The sequence below is a fragment of the Acinetobacter sp. Z1 genome (genome assembly GCF_024296945.1).
Lineage (GTDB): Bacteria > Pseudomonadota > Gammaproteobacteria > Pseudomonadales > Moraxellaceae > Acinetobacter > Acinetobacter beijerinckii.
The window spans coordinates 1,072,707-1,096,034 of the sequence record NZ_CP101115.1 but is presented as its reverse complement, the minus strand read 5'-3'; the positions used below and the strand labels follow the sequence as shown (position 1 = coordinate 1,096,034).

15 protein-coding genes and 1 pseudogene are annotated in these 23,328 nt (G+C 38.0%); 2 read left to right on the top strand and 14 right to left on the bottom strand.

Annotation, left to right across the window (positions count from 1 at the left end; translation table 11 throughout):
- Positions 1 to 28: 28 nt before the first annotated feature.
- On the bottom strand, positions 29 to 2,743 hold the full coding sequence (locus NGC85_RS05035; RefSeq protein WP_254805050.1) for a heavy metal translocating P-type ATPase: 2,715 nt from the start codon (positions 2,741 to 2,743) through the stop codon (positions 29 to 31).
- A gap of 98 nt (positions 2,744 to 2,841) precedes the next feature.
- Here NGC85_RS05035 and NGC85_RS05030 point away from each other — a divergent pair, with 98 nt between their 5' ends.
- The gene (locus NGC85_RS05030) at positions 2,842 to 3,234 is read left to right on the top strand and encodes a MerR family transcriptional regulator (protein WP_005057971.1); all 393 of its coding nucleotides are present in this window, start codon (positions 2,842 to 2,844) and stop codon (positions 3,232 to 3,234) included.
- Positions 3,235 to 3,270: 36 nt separating this feature from the next.
- On the opposite strand, the gene NGC85_RS05025 is transcribed toward NGC85_RS05030, so the two are convergent.
- The 13 genes and pseudogenes from NGC85_RS05025 to NGC85_RS04965 all read right to left on the bottom strand — a co-directional run bounded on the left by NGC85_RS05025 (position 3,271) and on the right by NGC85_RS04965 (position 21,838).
- Entirely contained in the window at positions 3,271 to 3,471 is a 201-nt protein-coding gene (locus NGC85_RS05025) for a hypothetical protein (RefSeq protein WP_005052909.1), read from the bottom strand.
- 245 nt (positions 3,472 to 3,716) lie between these two features.
- Complete coding sequence (locus tag NGC85_RS05020) at positions 3,717 to 5,861, bottom strand: SWIM zinc finger domain-containing protein (RefSeq protein ID WP_254805049.1); 2,145 nt, start codon at positions 5,859 to 5,861, stop codon at positions 3,717 to 3,719.
- Complete coding sequence (locus NGC85_RS05015) at positions 5,858 to 6,994, bottom strand: VWA domain-containing protein (protein WP_254805048.1); 1,137 nt, start codon at positions 6,992 to 6,994, stop codon at positions 5,858 to 5,860. The genes NGC85_RS05020 and NGC85_RS05015 overlap by 4 nt, the downstream gene beginning before the upstream one ends.
- On the bottom strand, positions 6,994 to 9,489 hold the full coding sequence (locus NGC85_RS05010; protein WP_254805047.1) for a DUF5682 family protein: 2,496 nt from the start codon (positions 9,487 to 9,489) through the stop codon (positions 6,994 to 6,996). Before NGC85_RS05010 ends, NGC85_RS05015 begins: the two co-directional genes overlap by 1 nt.
- Positions 9,490 to 9,745: 256 nt before the next feature.
- Complete coding sequence (locus NGC85_RS05005) at positions 9,746 to 10,837, bottom strand: AAA family ATPase (protein ID WP_005057962.1); 1,092 nt, start codon at positions 10,835 to 10,837, stop codon at positions 9,746 to 9,748.
- 12 nt (positions 10,838 to 10,849) lie between these two features.
- The gene (locus tag NGC85_RS05000; RefSeq protein WP_254805046.1) at positions 10,850 to 14,638 is read right to left on the bottom strand and encodes a DUF4132 domain-containing protein; all 3,789 of its coding nucleotides are present in this window, start codon (positions 14,636 to 14,638) and stop codon (positions 10,850 to 10,852) included.
- 252 nt (positions 14,639 to 14,890) lie between these two features.
- Positions 14,891 to 15,037, bottom strand: a pseudogene (locus NGC85_RS04995) (outer membrane assembly protein BamE); the annotation flags it as partial.
- A 279-nt stretch (positions 15,038 to 15,316) separates the two neighbouring features.
- On the bottom strand, positions 15,317 to 16,450 hold the full coding sequence (gene proB / locus NGC85_RS04990) for a glutamate 5-kinase (RefSeq protein WP_254805045.1): 1,134 nt from the start codon (positions 16,448 to 16,450) through the stop codon (positions 15,317 to 15,319).
- Between the two features lie 15 nt (positions 16,451 to 16,465).
- Positions 16,466 to 17,683, bottom strand: a complete 1,218-nt coding sequence (gene cgtA / locus NGC85_RS04985) for an Obg family GTPase CgtA (RefSeq protein WP_005057986.1) — start codon at positions 17,681 to 17,683, stop codon at positions 16,466 to 16,468.
- A 153-nt stretch (positions 17,684 to 17,836) separates the two neighbouring features.
- A complete protein-coding gene (locus NGC85_RS04980; protein ID WP_254805044.1) occupies positions 17,837 to 18,313 on the bottom strand; it encodes a hypothetical protein in 477 nt (158 codons plus the stop codon).
- A gap of 47 nt (positions 18,314 to 18,360) precedes the next feature.
- Positions 18,361 to 19,041 carry a hypothetical protein gene (locus NGC85_RS04975; protein WP_254805043.1) on the bottom strand — a complete coding sequence of 227 codons (681 nt, stop codon included), beginning with the start codon at positions 19,039 to 19,041 and terminating at the stop codon, positions 18,361 to 18,363.
- Entirely contained in the window at positions 19,041 to 19,784 is a 744-nt protein-coding gene (locus NGC85_RS04970; protein WP_254805042.1) for an MFS transporter, read from the bottom strand. Before NGC85_RS04970 ends, NGC85_RS04975 begins: the two co-directional genes overlap by 1 nt.
- Before the next feature lie 353 nt (positions 19,785 to 20,137).
- Positions 20,138 to 21,838, bottom strand: a complete 1,701-nt coding sequence (locus NGC85_RS04965) for a M61 family metallopeptidase (RefSeq protein ID WP_254805041.1) — start codon at positions 21,836 to 21,838, stop codon at positions 20,138 to 20,140.
- Between the two features lie 170 nt (positions 21,839 to 22,008).
- On the opposite strand from NGC85_RS04965, the gene NGC85_RS04960 reads away from it, so the two are divergent.
- On the top strand, positions 22,009 to 23,328 hold the full coding sequence (locus tag NGC85_RS04960) for a D-alanyl-D-alanine carboxypeptidase PBP6B (RefSeq protein ID WP_254805040.1): 1,320 nt from the start codon (positions 22,009 to 22,011) through the stop codon (positions 23,326 to 23,328).

Sequence of the window (23,328 nt, the reverse complement as noted above, 5' to 3'; positions counted from 1 at the left end):
GAATAGGTTATTCATTTTCAGACTCAAATTATGATTTATTTAAACGTAAAGCATTTACGACAACAGACAATGAGCTGAGCGACATTGCAACTGCCGCAAACATTGGCGTAAGCAATAAACCTGTAAGTGGATAAAACAATCCTGCTGCCACAGGCACTCCAAGTCCATTGTAAATAAAGGAAAATGCAAGATTTTGCTTCATATTTTTGACACCTAATTTTGCCATATGCACCGCTTGTGCAATACCTTGAATATCACTTTTGACTAACGTCACCTGCGCTGTCTGTTTGGCAATATCTGTTCCAGTTCCCATTGCAATACCTACATTCGCCTGTGCAAGTGCTGGCGCATCATTAATACCATCTCCAGCCATAGCAACAATTCGTCCTTGTGCTTGTGCCTGTTGTACAATTTCAAGCTTTTGCTTAGGATCAAGATTGGCATAGACCTTTTGGATACCTAAAATATCTGCAACCATCTGCGCATTTTTTTCATGATCACCCGTTGCCATGATCACGGTAATACCATCTGCATGTAATTGATCAATGACTACTTTGGCATTCTCTTTAATCGCATCATGAATCGAAACATAGGCAATCACCTCTTGTTCTGACATTAGAAAACTGATTACATCACCTTTTGCACGTTTCTGATCAAGCTCTTTGAGCAATGTATCGCTTAGTGATAGATCTAATTGTTCAATCAGTTTCTGACTGCCGATATATAATGTTTTTCCTTCAATATTTCCTTTCACTCCAAAGCCCGTAACATCTTCAAATGCTGAGACATTTAATAATTTTGTTGGTTCGACCAATTTCGTTAAAGTCTGCGCTATGGGATGCGTAGAATATTGTTCAATTGACGCAATCCATAATTCGATTTGTGCTTGATCATAAGTTTTTGACAAAGGCTGAATTTCTTTTAGGCTGGGTTTACCTTGCGTCAATGTTCCTGTCTTATCTATAATCAACGTATTGACTTTACTTAAGTTTTCAATCGATTCAGCATCTTTAAATAATACTCCCTTTTGTGCTGCGCGACCTGTTGTAGCCATAACGGACATAGGCGTTGCCAAACCTAATGCACAAGGACAGGCAATAATTAAAACCGCAACGGCACACATTAATGCTAAGTCAAATTGTGCTTTTCCAAATACCATCCATGCAATAAAAGTCAGCACACTAATACTTAGCACAGCGATCACAAAGTACTTTGCGACCACATCTGCAATTCGTTGTAACGGCGCTTTTGAGCGTTGTGCATCTGCAACAGTTTGAATCATTTTTGCAAGCGTTGTGTTGGTACCCACTGCCGTCGTTTGGATTCGAATAGAACCTTGTTGATTAATTGTTCCACCAATGACCTGATCATCTTTTTCCTTTTTCACAGGTACAGGCTCACCCGTCATCATCGACTCATCAACATAGGTTTTCCCATCGATCACGACACCGTCTAATGCAATTTGCTCACCAGATGATATTTGCAAAATATCACCCTGTTTAACCATTGAAATATCGACTTCTACAACTTGACCATTTTGAACCAATTTCGCTTTGCTTGGCTGTAAGCGTAAAAGTTCTTTTAATGAGTTTGCCGTTTGAGAACGAGCTTTTAGTTCTAAAATTTGTCCTAACAGACTCAGAGAAACAATCATACACGCTGCCTCAAAATAGACGGCGACTCCATGACCTGTTTTTGCTTCAATAGGAATCAGCGCAGGGAAAATCGTAGCAATCACACTATAAATAAATGCCGCTAACACCCCTACACCAATCAAGCTCCACATATTGAGATGTTGTGTTTTATACGATACCCAACAACGTTGTAAAATTGGATAACCTGCCCATAACACCACTGGTAAGCTCAGTACTAATTCGATCCACGGTTGAATATGTGGCGATATAAAAGCGTGGATATGTGATCCCATTGCCAAGATCATCACCAATAAACTTAAAGGCAAAGTCGTCCAAAAACGCTTACTAAAATCAACTAATTCAGGATTTGGACCATCATCTAAACTAGGTTGCATGGGTTCGAGTGCCATACCACAGATTGGACATGTACCCGGTCCTTTTTGCACAATTTCTGGATCCATCGGACAGGTATAATCCATATCCATTGCACCTTCAGGAACAGAACGTTGATCTAGTGGAATGAGATAAAACTCAGGATCGTTTTGGAATTTATCTACACAAGAAGGATTACAGAAATAATATGTTTTACCTTGATAATCTGTTTTTAAAGTTGTCGTCGTTTTAACCGACATACCGCAAACAGGATCAATCTCTGCTTGATTAGGATCTGCTCCATGTTGGTGTTGATTTGATCCGCCACCACAGCAAGACGATTGTTTTATCGATTCTGGAACTGATTGTGCTTCTGTTTTAGGATTACAACAAGAACTGTTGTTTTTCTCTTCAAGCTTTGGGGCACAACATGTCGATGTCTTAATGACTTCATTATCTTGTTCTGAAATTGCATTACAGCTTGAAGAACGCTTTTCTTCACTCTCTTGAGAACAACATGAAGATTTTCCAGACTGTTTTTTATTCAAATAATGCTCAGGCTGCTCAATAAACTTTTGCTTACAACCCGCCGAACAGAATAAATAACGAATTCCTACATAGTCAGAATAGTGCTCAGAATCTTCTTCAACGTACATACCACAAACGAGATCAATGTTTTGATAAACGATTGTTTTATTAGATTGACTGCAACATGAAGATGTATGTTGATGTGCCATTACTAGACCTATCTTTTCATTCTTGATCGGTTTAGGATAAAGTCTGTACCTAGGTACAGAGTCAAGTGCTTTTTATGAATAAAACAGAGGTACATAAAATGAATCTTACGATTGGAAAATTGGCAAAATCTTGCCATATCAATGTTGAAACTATTCGTTATTATCAACGTATTGGTTTAATGCGTATCCCTGAAAGTACGCAGAGTTATCGATATTACAATCAACAGGATGTGGAAACTTTGAGTTTTATTCAAAAAGCAAAAGATGCTGGCTTACAACTCAACGAAATTAAAGAATTGCTTAGCTTAAATTTAGAGGATCGTATTGAAGTACGTCATGTCATTGAGCAGCGTCTTACTAAAATTGATGAGCGTATACAAGAATTACAAGGACTTAAACTGCGACTTTCTTCTTGGTTAGACGAATGTAAAACTACTCAAGATACCTGTTGTCCAATATTAATGGAACTGAAACAACAGGTTAATTCGTGATTAAACATTAATTAAAATTGATGTTTAATATTCATACTATATGAAAGACCATACTAAATTTTCATCTTGTCTTTTCAATAAAAAACTAGTTTTATGATCATCCTCTACAACAATATGTTGATTTGAAATCATTTTAACTTTGAGTAAAGTATCATTCTCATAAACCAAATCATTTTTACCTTCTTTGGTTAGAATAAGCATTTGATCAAGTACAATTAATTTCTTTGAGTCCAACATCACTTTTCCCTCTTTAAAGATTTAGCCAATGTCGAGTATTTGATAAGTTCGATAAATACATATCATCAACAACATGATTTATGAATGATATTGCTACTTAACCATACTCATTTTAATTATTGAAATACCTCAAACTTGTATCTGAATATTCAAGTTCACGATGCGCATTTTAGTTTATTTTTTATACAAGTAAAGTGCTTTTCGTCAGATCTATCACAAAAAAAATTATTATTGTGAATAAAAAACTATAAAACTGGCTTATCTTCAACGGTAAGTTGTATTGGTAGTTTCACTTGCATTCTTAAAGTTAAATCACAGAGATAAATAAGCCGTAAAATTGAATCAACATTGATTTTAGATGCTGCTAAAAGTGATGTGAGCTGCTTTGCAAGTATGCTCATACCAGCATCTAATGCCAACTGACGTTGCTGTTGCAGCGTTTGGATCTGTGATGAACTCAGCATCATACGTCCTGAGCAACTCAAACTAAGTAATACATCAAAAATTGGTTCACACACTTTTTGACTCAAACTCATTTGAATAGAAGAAAGTTTTGCTCTCTGTTGTTGTTTCTTTATTAACAGTTGTTCAATACGTCCAACGATACTTTCTTTCAAGGTCTTTTTTGATTCAGTGAATTGATCAAAATCTAGGTTAAACAAGCGAGTTTTTTCTTTTTGCGTGATCAATAAACTCATTGGCGATAACACCAACGTATGTCCTTTAATCTGGCAATATACAAAAACAGAGCCGATTTGAATTTTTTGAGTACACAAACGTTCGAGCTGACGAATTTTTTCTATTTCTGACGTTTTCCAATCTAAACGTAAATGTATCGCTGATTGATGCTGATCATAGACTGTCCACCACAAACATTGCTCAATTTCATCAACTTGAGGTTTGTCATAGCTAGAAATACTGAGCATTACTGTTTGATCAACACCTTCAATACTATGTAATTGTTGCTGCCAACGTTGCTGTATTTTGTGCCAATTATCAAATCCAATGTGTTGATAAATACTAAAATCTTGAAGATCTTTTAAGCTATGAAGTGGTAAGGCTCGACTTTGTCCTGAAGCAGATAAACGATCATCCTCAGAAAATCGTGGCTGTTGTAGTCGTATCTTTTTCTGCATGAGTTGTTGAGCTGTCATCATCCAAATACTTTGCTGAGACCATGCATTGTAACGATTAAAGTTTGGGTCATTATTTTCCGTACGCGCTAATGTCACCTCAAAAATTTGAGGGTTTTCTTGCTCTGAGAAATATAAAGTTATTCCTCTAGCACCACCCAATGTTCGCCACCAACGTGCGCCTAAAGGTAAAAGCTCTAAATCTATTTGTTCCTGATCTACTTCATATTGACGACGTGACTTCCCTCTTAAGCGAGCTAAAACCTCAGCCTTAGCATGTTCTAACTGGTAAAGATATGCATTAATTTGCGCTAAATACAATAATGTTTCGTGTTCAGAACTATGTTCGTCACGATTTAAAAGTCGAGTAACCTGACCGCTCAGTTGCCTTAACATTGCAGCCAAACGAGGTAATGACTCACTTCTAGCAGACATATTCAGTAGATGTAATTGTCGTGCAGTCATTTCATTGACATGCGATAAACCAAACTCAATCAACTGAGTAAGATCATCTTTTAATTCAATAATAAATTGACGTTCACTCTCACTCAGTACTGCGGGATTCTCTGTTTCATCGAGTTCTAGCTCAGTCCAGAATTTTCCTTGCAGTCTCTGTACCTCACTTAAAGCAGCTAGATAATATGCGGACTGATCCTTTTCTAAATTGGACAGCATTCCAGCAAAGCCCGTCCCTGCAACATAAATAATGTCTTCAGCTAGACTCGTGATACGAATTTTTAAACTGTACTCTTCTTTCAATAATTCCGTTTGTTGCTCTTGTTGCCAAAGCCGAGCTAGTTTGATGGCTTTTTGAGTCTGAGCTTTACCGATTTTCTTGGCGATTTGGTTGAGATCAACTGTCAATATTTCTTCGATTAGATTGGGTTGAAAATTATTTTCATGTTGTTCAACCGATTCAACCGTTGTACTTTGAATATCCTCAGCTGAGTCTGTTGTTTGATTTACGATTGGTTGCTGAACTGAATTTTGTAAATGTTGTTGCAAATATAAAACGGCTGCAATAATGTGCTTACAAGCACCTGTTGCTGGGCAGGTACATGATGCATTAACTAAACCTGCCGACGATAAACCAACCTGTTGACCATCACTCTCAATGGTGATCTGTTCTGATTGCTCCGTTTGTAGAATAACCTTGCCTGCCTCAAGATCTTTTAAGGCACGACGAACTAAACCTGCATTTGCATAAGTAGCAAGACTGTCTTGATCATAAGCCAAATATTGGTGTTGCCAGCTCATTGCATCACCTCCGCCATCCATTCAGCAAAATGTTCAGGGGTTAGCGCTGCAACAGACATGCCCCTCTCATTCAGCTTCTGTGCCATTTGAATATCATAGACTGGGTTAGCTTGTTCATCTAATGCAGCTAAGCCCAATAACTTTACGTGTTGACTTTGCAAGCGACTAATCGCATTGAGTAAATGTGCTACAGAACCACCTTCTTCAAAATCGCTTATTAAGGTAAAAATCGTGCGATTTGGTTGTGTGATAAAACGTTCACAATAGTTCACCGCTTTGGCAATGTCTGTGCCACCACCGAGCTGAACAGTCATCAACACTTCAACGGGGTCATGAGCCATATGAGATAAATCAACAATATTGGTATCAAATAATACGAGATGTACTTTCACAGCAGGTAAACTTGCGAGGATGCTGGCACAAATCGCACTGTACATGACAGAGTTCATCATTGAACCACTTTGGTCCACGCACAACACGACAGTCCAAGGTAAATGACGTTGTACCCGCGCATTGAAGAATGGTTGTTGAATAATGAGCTTATTTAAATCAGCGTTATAGTGTTTTAGATTTTCCCGAATCGTTCGTCGCCAGTCAAAGTTCTGACTATTTGCAATCAAAGAACGGCGAAAACGATTGCGTCGACCATGAATCGCATTGATAAAGTTAGGTTTTAATCGTGCAACGATTTGCTCTACTACGGTTTGAATAATCTCTCGGACAGCATCTCGAGTTTGCGCATTCATTCGCCCACGCATCGTCAACAAGGCTTTAGCAAGCTGAGGTGTAGGTTCTAAACTTTTTAAGCTTTGCGGATCTTTGAGTAATGCATCTAATTGGTAGCGTTCAACTGCTTGAGTTTGAATACGTTCAAAGGTACTTTGCGGAAATAATTTTCGCGCTTGATTGAGCCAATTAATTGCGGTGAGCTGTGAGTCATCTAATGAGCCATGACGAGACTCCCCTGCAACATGACCTCGTTGTTCATACTCACGGTTGTATAAATAATCGAGAGTACGTTCCAAACGTAATTGTTCTGCATCAAGCTGTACCTGATCCAAAGCTCGATCACTATAGCGGCCCAAAATTAACCGCCAACGCGCTGCAAGGTTATTAGAGTTTGAATCATTCATTATGCTAACCAACCTTGTAAATTTCGCTCGATCAAAAATTCTTGTAGTTGTTGATTTAATTGAACACCTTGTAGCATTTCAGCTTGTGAAACCTCACTGATATATTGAGAGATATCCAAACTTGAAACATCATTCAGTTGCGCAATCTGCTCCGCAAAAGCTGATGTTTCTTTCGGTTTAAAATGAGTAAATGCTTGGCGTAAATCAGGCAGAATCGCCACAAAAGCAGCCTCGTCCCATTTTAATAACAGTTGATTCAGTAATTGTGCCATTGCGGGATAACGCAATAATAATTCAGGTGCGCTTTGCATCATTCCAGATAGATAGGCAACTGCATGTTCAGGGTTTGCACCTAAGCCAAAATGTCGCAGAACTGATTGCTGTAAATCCTGTTCGGTCAAATTACCATCAATAAAACGTAAGGCATCCACCGCACCCGCCAACACATCTAGCTTTTGCCAGTCGGTATTTAATCGTGCTAAAGCATTATAAAATTGTGCTAGGAAATTTAGCTCACCACCCACTACACGATTTATCTGCTTAGACAAATTACGTAATTGCAAAACTTGATTAAGAATTTGCTGTTGTTGATCTGCTGGTGGCGTTGCCAACTGAGACAATAAAAATAATGCTGTGGGAATGACTTGCTGCATCAGCGCTTTAAGTTCAAGTTGTTGCTGAAAAGCTAAGAAATCTTTGCCTGTCCATAAATTTAATAATTTCTGTCCACACTGAATCACCGAATCCAAATCAGGATCAGTGGGTAAGAATTGTTGAACTTCAGCAAACAGAATTGGAATTTGTTTGTGTAATCCCATCAATGCTGCTCGAATTAAAAGCTGTACTGCAAGATGAGATGATCTTGCTTGTCCTGTCTGAGAAAAAGTCTGTTTGATATGCAAGAGTTTTTGTATTGCAACAGTATTTAACTCACTTCCTAACTCTGATAATTCAATCAACTGAGCTTCAACATGGGGTGTCCATGCATAATCCCATTCTTCAAATAATAAATGTAAGCGTCCACCACCTAAGAAATCAGGACCACTCACCGATTTGGCAAATCCCACTTGCAAGAAGTCAAGTAAATGTAGAAAACGACTGCGCAAACGATGTTTCTGATTACGAAAGACATCCAGTTTTGCACGTTTGGTCGTCGTTTCATCCAATTTAAAACGATGAACTTTTGCTAAATCATAAACTTGAGCTAGCAATGGTGGGGTTTGCGTGGATTGCACTACTTGTCCTAGACGCGCACCACTCAGAATTTGCTTTAACAAGCTTTGGAATGCTTGTTGCCCCTCATCTAAACTGCCTTTCACAAAACTACTTTGACAGGCATCAATCAAATCAAAACGACTAATTAAATGATGCCCTCTTAGAGCCGCTAATCTAATCGCCTGTTCAGTCGCATTTTTAACCGTAATAAAACTGCTTTCCAAAATCTGCTGGTCGCGTAATTGCCTAGAAAAATCAGACAGTAACTCAACGATTAAGGCTTGTCGCTGTTCAGCATCATCAAAGGCTTTCTCTATCATATGTTGCCAACAACGTTGATAAAATGCAGGCGATGGCATACCAGAAGCATAACCATTTAAAGCATCAAGACGATCAAAACTATAACGAATCAACCATGTTTGGTCATCTTGATCGGCTGACTTCATTTTTTTAATTTTCTTAGGTTTCTCAACCAGTAAATATGCTGCCAATTGCTCAATTAAGGCTAAGGTGTGAAAACCACCAGTGAGGATACAAATGGTGCCTTTGTTATTTTCATAGCATTCTAAAATGCTTTGCAACATACATTGTTCACGAATTAAAGAAGCATCGACTTCTAAAACGCTATCCTCATAATCTAAACGAGACATAGCACACCAGACGAGCACCTCATGGAAAAAGCTTTGCCAATCATGCATCTCCAGCTTCGGCTTTAACTCAAATAAGTGATCCCAAAGTTCATCATGATTTCGACAGTGCAACTTCTGTGCTAGGGTTTGTAAATACTGACTATGAGCCAAATAGCGCTCTTGCTGTAAGCTTCGACTTTGCCAAGTTTGTTTGGTGATCGTCTTTAATTCATGATCAATCTGACTTGTCCATGCTAAATCAATAAACTCAACCTCAGCATTAATTTCTGGCGCATATCGCAGCGCAACCCATTCAGGTGAATAATCGCAAAATGGATAATAAGCCGTACGGATTTGTTTCTGTTCCGTCTTTTCATCATCAGCAGCATTATTATTTGCTTCCATGATTTCGGTTTGACACAGTACAGCTAGTGGTGGCTGACTATCTGGATGCTGTAAATCTGCAATTAAACGATTAAATGAACGTGGTGCTTCAATCAATATGTGTTTAGGCTGTAATTGCTGCAACGATTGTAAAGCAGCATAAGCACACGCTGGGCTATGATGGCGAATCGGTAAAAAATGAATGCCCTTATCAGCCAAAGCCGCTTGCTGTTTTAAGGCTAGTTGTAAGCGTTGTGGTATCGTCATATTCTTTATTTCAATAAATTTTCACTTTTTATATAATCTACATACAACATCTGATACTCGGAACGTCATTCACAGCCTGCGTGATATCTGTCAAATGTTGTTTCTGTGACTCGATTAACTAAATGTAAGAAGTCAACAGGTTCTGTGAATGACAAATGGTTTTGCCTACTTTTGTCGAAACAAAAGTAGGTCGAGCCGAAGGCTTATCCTCAAATAAGATTAGAACTCGGCGCGACTCAGTTAAGACTCAAAAAATCTACTGCCAAAACGTTTTTCCAGCATCAAAAAAAGCCTTCCAAGTTACATCCTGTTTAGCACGTTCACGGGCAACATTATCCATATAAAAACGCATCCGCTTGGCATCGTCAGTATTATCTTTTAACACCACGCCAATCAACTGACGCGCAATCGCAGCACCACTCAAAGATTGATCACCCAAATAATAGCCTTCTAAAGCAGCTGCATAAGCGATATTGACCGCTTCAGCAGTCGACATCACAGCATCAGGTGTTTTAATTGATGTCCCGTCTTTGGTTGTGCCTTGACGTAACTCTTGAAAAACTGTGACCAGTAGATCAACCACAGATTCAGACATTTGAATCTGATCAGATAACTCTCCTAACTCGCGTTTCAACTGAGTCAGTACAAGCTCACGTTCAAAAACAGGATCAGCAATCGGTCGTACAGTTTCAAAATTAAAACGACGTTTCAATGCCGATGACATCTCATGCACACCGCGATCTCTTAAATTGGCGGTAGCAATAATATTAAATCCTGCTTTGGCATAAACACGACCTTGATCCCCAAGCTCAGGAATCATCATGGTCTTTTCAGACATTAATGAAACTAAGACATCCTGAATTTCAGGTGGACAACGCGTGATTTCCTCGAAACGAATGATCTTGCCATGCTGCATCGCTTGGTAAACAGGTGATGCAACTAAAGACTTCTCATTAGGACCTTCAGCAAGTAATAAAGCATAGTTCCATGAATATTTGAGATGATCTTCAGTTGTGCCTGCTGTTCCTTGAATGGTTAATCCTGAATCACCACTAATCGCTGCTGCTAATAATTCGGACAGCATAGATTTTGCTGTACCTGGTTCACCTACTAACATGAGACCTTGTTTACCCAGTAAAGTCACAATTGCTCTGTCGACTAAAGCATCATCACCATAAAATTTACGGCTAATCGCTAATTTCTCATCACCGAGAATAAATTGGCGTACCGCACGTGGTGAACGTAACCAACCTTGTGGTTTAGGCGCATGGTCATGCTCACTGATTATTGCAAGTTCTTCTGCAAAACGTTGTTCAGCACTTAATTTAATAATGTCTTGTGGATTCATATCTTTACCATTTTACCAAGGTGTTTTCTTCTGCCATTCAGGATCAAAACCAGAACATGCCTCAGCAACTTTTAAATAATCAGCATAAGTTTCAGCTAATAACACTGGCGGTACATCTACTAAATTCATTCCACTGTCACGCCAAGAACGTACATTCTTTTTCTCAAAACTCAGGTCGTACAATACAGCTGCAAGATTTTCCTCAGGCACATAACTGCCACTAAAACGAATCACCGCAGATAAACCAATTTGGCTAAATGGTTTAAAGTAACTATCAAAAGAGCCACCATCTTCAATTGAAGCACGTTGATAACCAAGCTTGGTAATCACACCACGTAAAGTAAATGTATCGGTTAACCAGCCTTTACGATCCTCAATAATTTCCGCATGTGCTTCAAAAACAGGAAGCTGGTGTGTCATCTGCTCAAATAGGAACGTCACTTTATAATCTTTAAAATGTGCTTGCCATGCTTCTGCATCTTCAGCGCTGATCAAAACACCATGTGCAACTTTGATTTGGCTATCTTGTGCTAATTCAATTTCATCATCTTCAAGATTTAATAAACTGCCGTCATCACTAGGACGGAAACTTTGTAAAATAGTACCTTCTGAAGAAAGCTCCAACCAAACTAAACGTTGAATCAAACGTATCATAATTGGGTGTGCAAACAGGTATTCTTGCCAATCCGTACTGCTCCAAACTCGCTCACTACACATCGCTTCATATAAGCGTTGTGTTTGTAGATCAATCACTTGTTTAAATTCTTTCTTACTACTGCTGAATAATGATTTAGCTTCTTTAATTAAGCCTTCGTCATCACCTTGTCGTGCAGCAGGCAAGGCTTTAATTATTTTTCCATCTTCATTTTTAAGTACGAACTTATCTTTATCGTCTACATAGGCAGTTAAGACTCGAGAACCGTACTCTAGACTCAATACACCTGCATCATCTAAGCCTGCGGTCGGAATTGTACGATCTGCCAATTCATCACTACTCCATTGATTGCGCTCTGCAATTTGTTCAACCAATTGTTTCGCTAGATTCTGAACAGATGCTGTGCGGTAACGACGTGACAAACTCAGAAGTAATTGAATAATCAATGGATCATCACTGATTGAAAAACTACTCAACATCGCTTCGATTTGTGCACGACGTTGGTAATGTAGCTTCATATAATCTTGCAACAATTTCACCGCAACACTGCCTTGCGTTTTAAAAGTCAGTGCCAACATTCCTTTACTTTTAATTGCAGAACCTAAATAAATTGCTAAACGCTCACGTTTAATTTCTTCAACCACTTCTTCCAGTGTGATGTGTTCATAACGTCCATAATATTCAGGGTACTTTTGTCCCCAGCGTTTAAATGAATCTTGATAAGATGCTAAACGACTCGGTGCTTCTTTCGTTGCAACCTCCATCGCCTCTTCTAAAGTTGGATTACGAGTGTCTTGATATATAAAGCTTTGCAGTAAATACAATGCAAGCGTTTGTTGGCTTTTATCATTTAACAGTCCCATATAACGCTGTAACAGTGCATTGGGCACAGGGTCTTTCAATTTGTCTGCTAAAACGACCCACCATTGAATAATTTGAGGATCAACTGTTGTACCATCTTGCCACTGCGCTTGAGGTAAATGCTGTAAATCAAACCAAGTAAAACTACTAGCAATCTTAGCTTTCAAACCCTTTTCAGCATCTTTAAGCAATGCTTTTGGCGAAAGATAAATATTAATATCCTCACCTAACTGCTCTAAAGCCGTCAGAATTGCAGCAATAACAACTTCTTTTTTCTCTTTTTTTAATAAATTATAAAGCGCTGTGACCGCAGAGGGATGTTGTAAACGCGCTAACCATTCGACTGCTGTAATACGAATTTCTTGTTTACCATTTTCTAAAGCTTCAATCGCTCTTAAATGAATATCAGGGAGTTTTCTCAATACTTCCTGAGCGTCAAAACGTAAACGTTTTCCATCACCCAAAGCGAACTCAAGTAATCGAGGAATAAACTGTTTAGGCACTTGTGGAAAACGTTGTAATAGAGCCAATGCCTTGATCGGATCATAATAACGCCATGAATTTTGATTTTTACTTGGAAGTAATCCTAAGGCCTCAGCAATTAAATCAATATTTTCCACAAAAAAAGGAATGACTTTTTCATCATCAGCAATTCGAGTATTTAGTTCATCACCGCTATAGTTTTCTAGGTATTCATTTGCAATACAACGTTTACTACTCTCTTCTGAAATACCGACTTGTTGCAAAACTTGGGCTAACTGACGTAACTCAATTGTTTCCCAGTTCTTTGAATCTAAAAATTGGAAAAACTGATACCAGTTGATCCAATCATTGTTTCGATGCCCTAGCACCAAACGCGCTGCATGAATCAAACTAAACTCAGGTAACTGCTGTAATTTTTTTTGATAATTAGCAATTTCTTCAATATACGAACGATAGTTTTTTTGACCATTTAGATGACCAAGAATTAATTGTCCAACATTTTCAACTTTGTCATATGATTTGCAGAAGTCTCGGTAGTTATTCTGTCTCCAATGGCTTTTGTATCCACCTTTTTCAACAGCTTTATTATCTTCAACTTCTTGTTCAGAAGCTTGACGATATTTTTCTTTTACCGCCAAATAATTATCCTGTAGAACCTGAGCAAAACTTTCAGGAATGTCTTGAGCCTCAATCACTTCAATTTCAGGTAAGGTATATTCAAGCTCGACCACTTGACCCAAAGATTCGAGTCTTTGTAAAGCAGAAAGGATATTTGCCTGTACTGATTTTAATTTTTCATTTTCTGCTGCTTGCTGCAAGATTTCCCGATTTTGCTCACCTAAACGAGCTAGCAAATCGGCAGCGAAACTACGTTGTTTGCTCTCGCCATTGATCAAATAATGTTGCAAATGTTGCTGACTTTTAGCATCGTCAAGATGTGTGAGTAAAACAGTCGCTTGCTCGCGAACACCTTTGCTCGAACTTAATGCGAGCATAATGATAAGTTCAGTTTGCTTTTGTAATAAGTCGTGATGCTGAGCAATAAACTCTAGGAAAATTCCTTGCGCTGCGGCAGAAAGTTTAGGTAAAGTTTCACGAACTTGTTGTGCATAATCAGTGAAGAACTGGACACTATCCGAAAGCTTAAACAAGAAATTCAATTGATCATAGTGATAACTATTTACACCATTACGCTCAAATAAAGTCGTAATAAACCCTTCAATATTATTTTCAGGTTCAAATAAATAAAGTTGCTTTAATGCTGTAAGTGACCAAAGATCGCGATGTGATTTTTTCTGACGGTCATCAAAACTTTGATGATTAAAACTTGTTAATAATCCATCTACCAATACATAGCTAAACCATGCTGGAGTTTGCTTAGACAGTTGAGAATAATTACGTTGTTGTGTTGCCGCTTCTAAGAATTTTCCATAACGAATAATTTGTTCACTATTCAGTTTTGTAAAAATATTGATATACAGCTTATAACGCGCATTTTGTGAGGCTTTACATAATTTTTCTTGTGCTTTGGTTAACTCAGCAGATGGCCAGTACCAGCCATATGTACCAGGGCTACCAAGCAAAGCACATACTTTATCGGTCGCTTGCTGCTGTAAGGTCAATAAAACCTCTGGGTTTTGACCATTCACGATATAGTTTAGAACTTGATTGGGTAAGGACGAATCAAGTTCTGTTAAAGGCTCAACAATCGTACTGAATAATGCCAAAGTTTCTGACTCTATCGCATTTTGACCTTGTGGGTTGATGAATTGATTCACTTTATTCTTAATACTTTCAAACATTAAATAGCCTCTTATTTTCCCCAATTTTAATCACTTTTCATTTATTGATTTAAAAATCAATATTCGTTTTTTTAATTTAAAAATTCTATAACAATCATTTTTACACATCGAATATATTCTCATGTTTTCATTATAAGCAAATACAATTTTAAGTCAGCCTCTTGTTAAAGCATCTGCGACATTTATTGTCGTACTTTTTTTAAGATAAAAAATGGCCACTTCAAAGAGTAGCCATTTTGTATTTAAGAAGAATTACCAACTTATATTTACACGTCTGTTTGGTGCTAAACAATTTACAAGTTGGTTATTGGCTTTATGTCCAGCACATTGTTGATATAAATCCGTTTGGCTATTTGCTTGGATTTGAATACGATTGATATCAACGCCTTCATTTATCAATTTCTATATAGCGAAATTCAGTATAACTATGAATAACACATTCTAATTATACTTTGAAATTATCCAAGGCGATTTAAGAAGTCTAGTTCTATCTAACAGAGAAACACTCTATTCTTTTCTTAAGCATCAAATCTGATTTAGTACTTATTCAATGACCACTAAAATATAATTATATAATTCAAGGATACCGTCGAAAAGTGTATTTAATAAGCACTTTTTCATAAAAAATTAAAGCTTTATTAGGAAGTTAGAATATTCATAACTTCCTAAATTTGGAAATCAATAAATTGCCATATGATCACGGTGAATCATTTCTAAAGAACGTGCTTCGCCTAATACTTGGTATACTTTTTCAGAAGATAAGCCTTTAACCATTTCTGCAGAAGATGAACTAAAATTCACTCGGCCAACAGCAATTCTACTACCACGTTGATCAATACACTCAACCACATCCCCCCGAGCGAAATGCCCTTGGATAGCCTTGACCCCAACAGGTAATAAACTGCGATGTTTGAGTTTAATTGCTTCAACCGCACCATCATCTATCACTAGACGACCAGCCGTTTGCAAATGTGCTGCTAACCATTGTTGATGTGCTGTGACTCGATCATTATCAGTAGTGAATAATGTTCCTAACATCTCTCCAGCCATCAAGCGCGCAAGTACATGATCACTCTCACCACTAGCAATCAGTGTTGGGCATCCAGATTTTGCTGCAAGTCTTGCCGCTCGAACTTTAGTGACCATTCCGCCACGACCCAGAACACCGCCGCCGCCAGCCATTTCAAATAAGGTATCGTCTAAAGCACGTACCGAAGAAAATAGCTTAGCATTTGGATTACTTCGTGGATCTGAATCAAACATGCCTTGCTGATCAGTTAAAATAATCAACAATTCTGCATGAACTTGTCCTGCAACCATGGCAGCTAAAGTATCATTATCACCAAAACGAATTTCATCTGTGGAGACTGTATCATTTTCATTGATCACGGGAATCACGCGCCAATCAATCAAGTTTTGCAATGCATCACAAGAATTGAGATAACGACGACGATCAGCAAGATCGTCATGCGTAAGTAAAACTTGTGCCGTTTGAATTCCATGCTGATCCAATACACTAGACCATGTATGAATCAAACCCATTTGACCAATGGCCGCACAAGCTTGCAAACTGGGTAAATCAGTGGGTCGACTCGCAAGTTTCATGCGTACCATCCCTTCTGCGACTGCACCTGATGACACAAGTATAATTTCGTGCCCAGCATTGTGTAGATCTGCAATTTGTTTCGCCCAATGCGAAATTGCTTGCAAATCTAAACCTTGACCATTTGCAGTCAGTAAAGATGATCCGATTTTAACAACGATTCGTTTACACGCATTGAGCTGACGTTGCCCATCGACCACTTCTATCATTTTTTCCTCGATTTACTAGTCACGTACATAGACACTTTCTACGTCGCCTTCATCCTCATCTTCATCAAAATCTTCATCATCGTCCAAGCCAGCCTCACGCTGAGCCTTCCGCATTGCACGATATGCTTCTTTCGCCGCGATGGTTTGTTCACGTGTTTCAGCTTCAAGCTGTTCACGGAATGCTTTCACTTCTGCTGCATACTCAGGATCTTCAATTTCGCGTTCACGTTGTTGCTCGATTTGATCCATGAGGTAATACACAACTTCTTTAGTTCCTTCAGACATCAAACCAGAAGTTTTAAATACAGGGCCTTCCCACTGCAATTCATCAAGAATATGCTGACACCACTCTTCTCTTGATTCTTCAGGAAGTTGGTCAAGCTTGTTCAATACAAGAACTACGGGAAGTTTTGCTAAAGTTGGCGAGAATTTTACTAACTCACCTAAAATAGCCTTTGCATTATGTGCAGGATCCGAACCATCAATTGGTTGAACATCAACAATATGCAACAAGATACGAGTACGCGCCAAATGCTTGAGGAAACGAATTCCTAGCCCTGCACCTTCCGCCGCACCTTCAATTAATCCTGGAATATCCGCCATTACGAATGAGCGATGACGATCGGCATCGACCACACCTAAGTTAGGCACCATAGTTGTAAATGGATAATCTGCAACTTTTGGTTTTGCTGCGCTGACTGCGCGAATAAACGTTGATTTACCAGCATTCGGCATACCAAGCAAACCAACATCAGCAAGCACTTTCAACTCTAAACGCACTTCACGGTATTCGCCTTTAATACCATGTGTACATTTACGAGGAGAACGATTGGTTGAAGATTTAAAATGCGTATTACCTAAACCACCATCACCACCATGTGCAACTTTTACGCGTTGACCATCGGCGACCAAGTCACCAATAATATCGCCAGACTCAGTGTCCACGATGGTTGTACCCACAGGTACTCTTAGAATAATGTCTTCACCACCACGGCCTGAGCAGTTTGCACCACGACCATTTTTACCACGTTCAGCGCGGAATCTACGTGTATAACGATAATCTACGAGCGTACCTGTGTCATCATCTGCTTGAATATAAACACTTCCACCACGCCCCCCATCTCCACCATCAGGGCCACCAAAAGGGACAAATTTTTCACGGCGAAAACTAGCTACGCCATTGCCACCGTCGCCAGCCTCTACGGTTATGACTGCTTCATCAACAAAGCGCATGTGCCAATCCTCTGAATTCTGTAAAGCCGGCTATTTTGCCACATTTTAAGAAAATTCTCGAATAGAAAAATCAGCAAATTGATTTTTTTAAATTTACTCTTCGTTCAATATGTATTTTTACTATTTTTAATAGTTACAAAAGACAGTGAGAACTTAATTCATCGCAAAATTAACGTCTGGCCAATAACAATGCACTGAGACTAAAGCCCCTTTTTTCTCAACATCTAGTCCAGCATATTCTTTGTTTTGCTGAACATTAAATTTGAGCTTGCTAAAGTTCTTTTGCGCTTTGAGTGTCGACAAATCAAAGTACAGTGTTTGATTCATTTGCTTTGCCATATTTCCATAAGAAAAGTCAATTTTCTTCACTGGAACACCACGATACTCAACATTCTTTAAGAAAAAGGTATTGCTTACGTAAGCTCGCTCCTCAACAAATCTATTTTTAATAACATAAGGCTTTATCACTTTAGCAACGCTAGTAAATTCATACAGATCATAATCATCACGGATAGCACAATCTTTTTCATAACGATCCTGCATGGCTAGCTTCAAATCATATACCGCTGCTTTTGTATAAGTTGGCACCACAACCAAACTGATTAACAAAACCCCAAAAGATTTTTTCATTTTATTTGTCTCTTTTAAATTATAAAAAATGATTAAGAATATATCATCTATGGCCGGACATTCTTCAACGGTAATTCCATCTGCATATCCAAATTGGCTTTAGTTTGCTGTACCGAGTTATACATGATCGCATCAAACGACGATATCTTACTCATATTAATCGAATCATTCATATAAAAGCTTGGCTTGAATTGATGTTTCACTGGTAAATCAACTGACTCATCAAAAGCAAAATGCACTGGTCCATCAAAAATAATTTTCACAGGCACGGTATAAGTTCGTTTTAGTTGAAATGGAATATCCAACTTGACAGGGATATTCAAACTTAAAGGGAATTTAGGTAATAATTTGTTCTGATAAATCAAATCCGTACTTGTTTGAATCGGTAAAACCTCATCCACTTTCAGCATCGTTTCATAGTTAATATCAACCGTAATAGGTGTTTCCACCTCGAAACTGAGATCAGCCAAATACTTACCCTTTAAAGGTAATTGTAGCGTCCGATCTATATCCAAAACCGTATTCAATTGACCTTCAGATCTTACTTTTAAATGATCACCAACTTGGATTTTAGTGCCTAATGATTCGGGTAATCGAATATCTGCCTGTTGTGCAGAAACAATCAAAGAAGCCTGAATGTTTAAGTAAAACCAAAACAAAATAGCAACCAAGGTCGTGACTATTACGAAGCTAATCAATAAACTTTTCAGTGATTTAGTAATATCCATTACTCTCTCGCCTTTACGTTATGTTCAGCAGCTTGAACTTCGACAGGTTTTGCTTTAACACGGTTCAAATACATTGTTGATAAAGGAATTTTTAACTCACCCTGTACAATTTTCACGGGTAAAGTGTTTTTCACATATACAGAAGCATTCAATTCCGAAGTAATCGGAACATTCAGCTTACCTTGTATTGGAATATTGGCATCCAACTCTGCTTTCAAAGGAATATTTAAATTTTCTTTCAAAACTGTTTTTACTGGTGCGTCAAATTTTAAATGTACTTTTTGCTGTAATGGGACTTTTATATCAATCGGGACGTCTAATTGCAATGGAATTGAACCTTTTAAAGGCAAGGTCACATCTTTACCAAGAATTTTTACTTGAACCTTAGTATCAATTGGTAAATTTTGATTTACTTTAATCGTTTCTTTAACAGGAATCGTGGTGCTGATTGGAACTAAATTATCAAAATAGACACGTGGTGTAAGAGTTTGAGTGAGCGGAACACTTAATTGTTCATTAATTGGAATTTTGGCATTCACACGTCCATTTACATCAACATTTAGTGCATCTTTAACTTTTACTCTCACCTGCAAAGGCTCTTGTAAATCAATTGCGACATCTTGATTCTTTAACGGAATATAAATATTAAAGTGTTTGAAGACCCACATTGCGATATAGACACCGCATAGATTAGCAATAATAATTAAAACAAATACCATGAACACACGTTTGAACTGAAACAATGAACTTTCCCTAATTGATTACATCCTTTCTGTTATTGTTATCTAATTTTAAGTTTTTATCTGCATAAATTACGTACTTATTAGGTTGTTTAAAGCGCAATTAGTATGACACTAGGTCTTAAATTCAGTAACTTTCAGACTTACATTAACAATTGAAATATAATATTATTTTCATTAATCTTAGTTAATTCAGCTCTTGTTTATATTTTTAAAAGCACAATATTTCCACTTTAACCATCTCTCTACTTATGTGACTAACAAAAATAAATTTCCCGTTCAATTCAATAATTCATGTTATATGAAATATCGAATTAAACAGGAGCTGACATCAGAACACGATCTTTACGGTGTTATTATTTTAGCCAACGATCTAGAGCGTTTTGATCTTCAACGTTTAATTCAACATGTGTTAATTTATTTTCAGCCGCTTTGAGTTCAAATTCTAATAATTCATCACGACGGAAGGCATAAACGGTAAACGTTCCAACTTGTTTTGCATATTTAGCTAATAGCTTTTCTGATGCTTTGATGCCATCAATTGCAATAATGACATCATTAGCAGATAAGCCAGCCTGAGCGGCCGCACTGTCACGACGTACATTTTGCACTAACACGCCTTCGGATTTATCTACTGCTTTTAATCCAAATGGCAAAGCTTTGTCATTTTTAAGGTTATAACTTAAACCAAACTCAGGAAATAATTGATCTAAAGGTAATTCATCTGTGGTGTTGATCAAATGATTAATTTGTTCGACCCAATTATCGCCAGTTAACTCATTACACAGCTCGAAAATTGTCCGTTCATTAACCTGAATACCTTTTTGGGTATTTTCATACAAACGACGCATTAAGCGATCAAGATTTGATCCCCGTAAGCGCAAACCTAAATCCAAACACAATGCGACCAAGCTTCCTTTATTATAGTAGCTTGTCCCTGCATTATTAGAGTTTTCATCTTGACGATAGAATTTAATCCACGCGTCAAAACTCGATTCAGAAACCGATTGGATAAAGCGTCCTGAATTTTGCAAGTATCGATCTATTTGCGCTTTAAGCAACTCTAAATACGACTTTTGAGAAATCACGCCACTACGTAATAAAATCAAATCATCGTAATAAGAAGTAAAGCCTTCAAAGATCCACAATAAGCTAGTGTAACCTTCTTTGTTTAAATCATAATTGGCAAAATTTTCTGGTCGAATAAATTTTACCAACCATGAATGAAAATACTCATGGCTACAGAGCCCCAAGAAACGTTGATAATCCTTAGATGGTTCTTCTGGCTCATTGGCTTTAGGTAAATCATCACGTGGAGTAATCAAACTGGTACTATTACAATGTTCTAAGCCGCCATAACTATTGCCTGTCGCCATAGTCATAAAGGTATAGTTTTTGAATGGTGCCGAACCAAACATGTCAATTTCAGTACGACATATTTTTTCTATATCAGCTTGCAAACGTTCTAAATACGTATTGTGCTTTCCTGAAATCACAAATTCATGAGGAATACCATTCGCATCAAAGCTAAAACGACTTTGGTCCGCTAGCTCAAAAGGGCTATCTATTAATTGATCGTAATGATCTGCTTTCAGCGTAAAGCGCCCTTTGACTAAGCTTTTATTTGGCAAACCCGTAGCAATTTGGAAGTGTTTCAATTCATCTGGCAAGAACAACTCAACTTCACAAGGTGCTTGCTCTTGATCTTGTAGCCCTAAACACACGCATGCTGGGTTTACATATAAACGAGTTTGATCGACATATGCACCACGTACTGATAAATCATAAGCATATACATCGTATTCAACTGTAATCAGCTCATGATCAGTGTTAAACAAACGCCAGCGATTTTTTTCTGTTTTTTTTATGCTTAATAAACGTCCTGCTTCATCTGATGCTTTTACTGATTCGATATGTTTTGAAAACTCTCGAATCAAATAACTCCCTGGTATCCAAGTCGGCAACCAAAGCTCTTGGTTGGGATTTGCAAGAAAACGAAGCGTGACATGAATAAGGTGTTGGCGATAATCGTCAAACTCAATTTGATAGTGCAACATAGTTTTTAATCATGAAAATAGGAACAGTTTCACACAGCTTAGCATTTTTTTACAAAGTCATGCGCGGATGTATTAATTGTCAGCAAAAGTTGCTGGATTCTTCAACAAAAAAGTCATAGCATGCTTTTTTCGCATTTCATGCCATCGGATCGGCAACACAAGGTATTCACGTGAAATTTCTCCTCTCCCTCTTTACGTTGTTTAGTCTGTTGTGTGCAAACCTTGCACATGCAAATTTACTTAACATTGCCCCTGAAACGGTAGAAGCTCAAGCTTGGTCAATTGTCGATGCACAATCAGGACAAATCATCGCTGAGCATAATAGTCATGTCCAGCGTGCACCTGCCTCACTCACCAAAATGATGGTTGCATACATCGCTCTAAAAGAAATCGAAGCGGGTAAATTACGTAAAGAAGAGATACTCACTGCAACACCTGTCGTGAGCACAGTGATGTGGGATGAGTCACAAATGTATTTGAAGGCTGGTGAACAAATTTCAGTTGATCAACTTTTAGCGGGTTTGATCGTCATGTCAGCGAATGATGCAGCAGTCACGCTAGCTGAAAAAATTTCGGGCAGTGTGCCGCAGTTCGTTACACGTATGAATCTAGAGGCTCAAGCATTGGGCATGAAGGATACGCACTTTAGTAATCCTGCTGGGATTACCATGACTGATCATTATTCAACAGCTGCTGACTTGGGTTTATTAGCAAAAGCGATTGTAAAAGAAACGCCTGAATACCTCTATTATTCAAAAATGCCAAGTTTTAGCTATAACCAACACTTCCATCACGCCACCAATCTTGCATTAAAAATGGATCCTACAGCAGATGGTTTAAAAACAGGTTATACCAAAGCGGCAGGTTATAACTTAGCTTTAACTGCTGAACGACCAACATCAAATCAGCATTTAGAAAAGCGTCGCCTTATTGTTATTGTGCTTGGTACGCCAAGTGCTGTGAAACGAGCTGAAGTTGCACATAAGTTAATGAATTTAGCTTATACCTATACCCGTGATGAAGAAGTCATTCCAAAGCAAAGACTTATCGCAGAACTTCCAGTGATCAAATCAACATTAAAAATATTTAAAGTAGAGACAAAACAACCAACTATCGTGACCACTTCACTCTATGATCAAGCAATGCCAATAGATTTGAATAATTTTAATCTATTGACACAACGCATTCATTTGGTCGATGCAAATCAACAAGTGACTACAATCGAGCCGCTGCAAACCACCAATACGCATATTAATATTGAACTTAATGAGCAACATTTAACGGCCCCATTGACTCAAGTGATGAACTTGGCAACCGTATCAATTTATCAAAATAATCAACTCATTCGTAGTTTACAGATTGAAAATGAAGTGCAGATTGAAGAAGCCAATATCTTTCAGAAAATTATGATTTGGTTTTCTAATCTATTTTCATTTTTTTCAAGTAATGATACCAGTACTGCCAAACTCTATCCTTTAAATCAAGGGTAG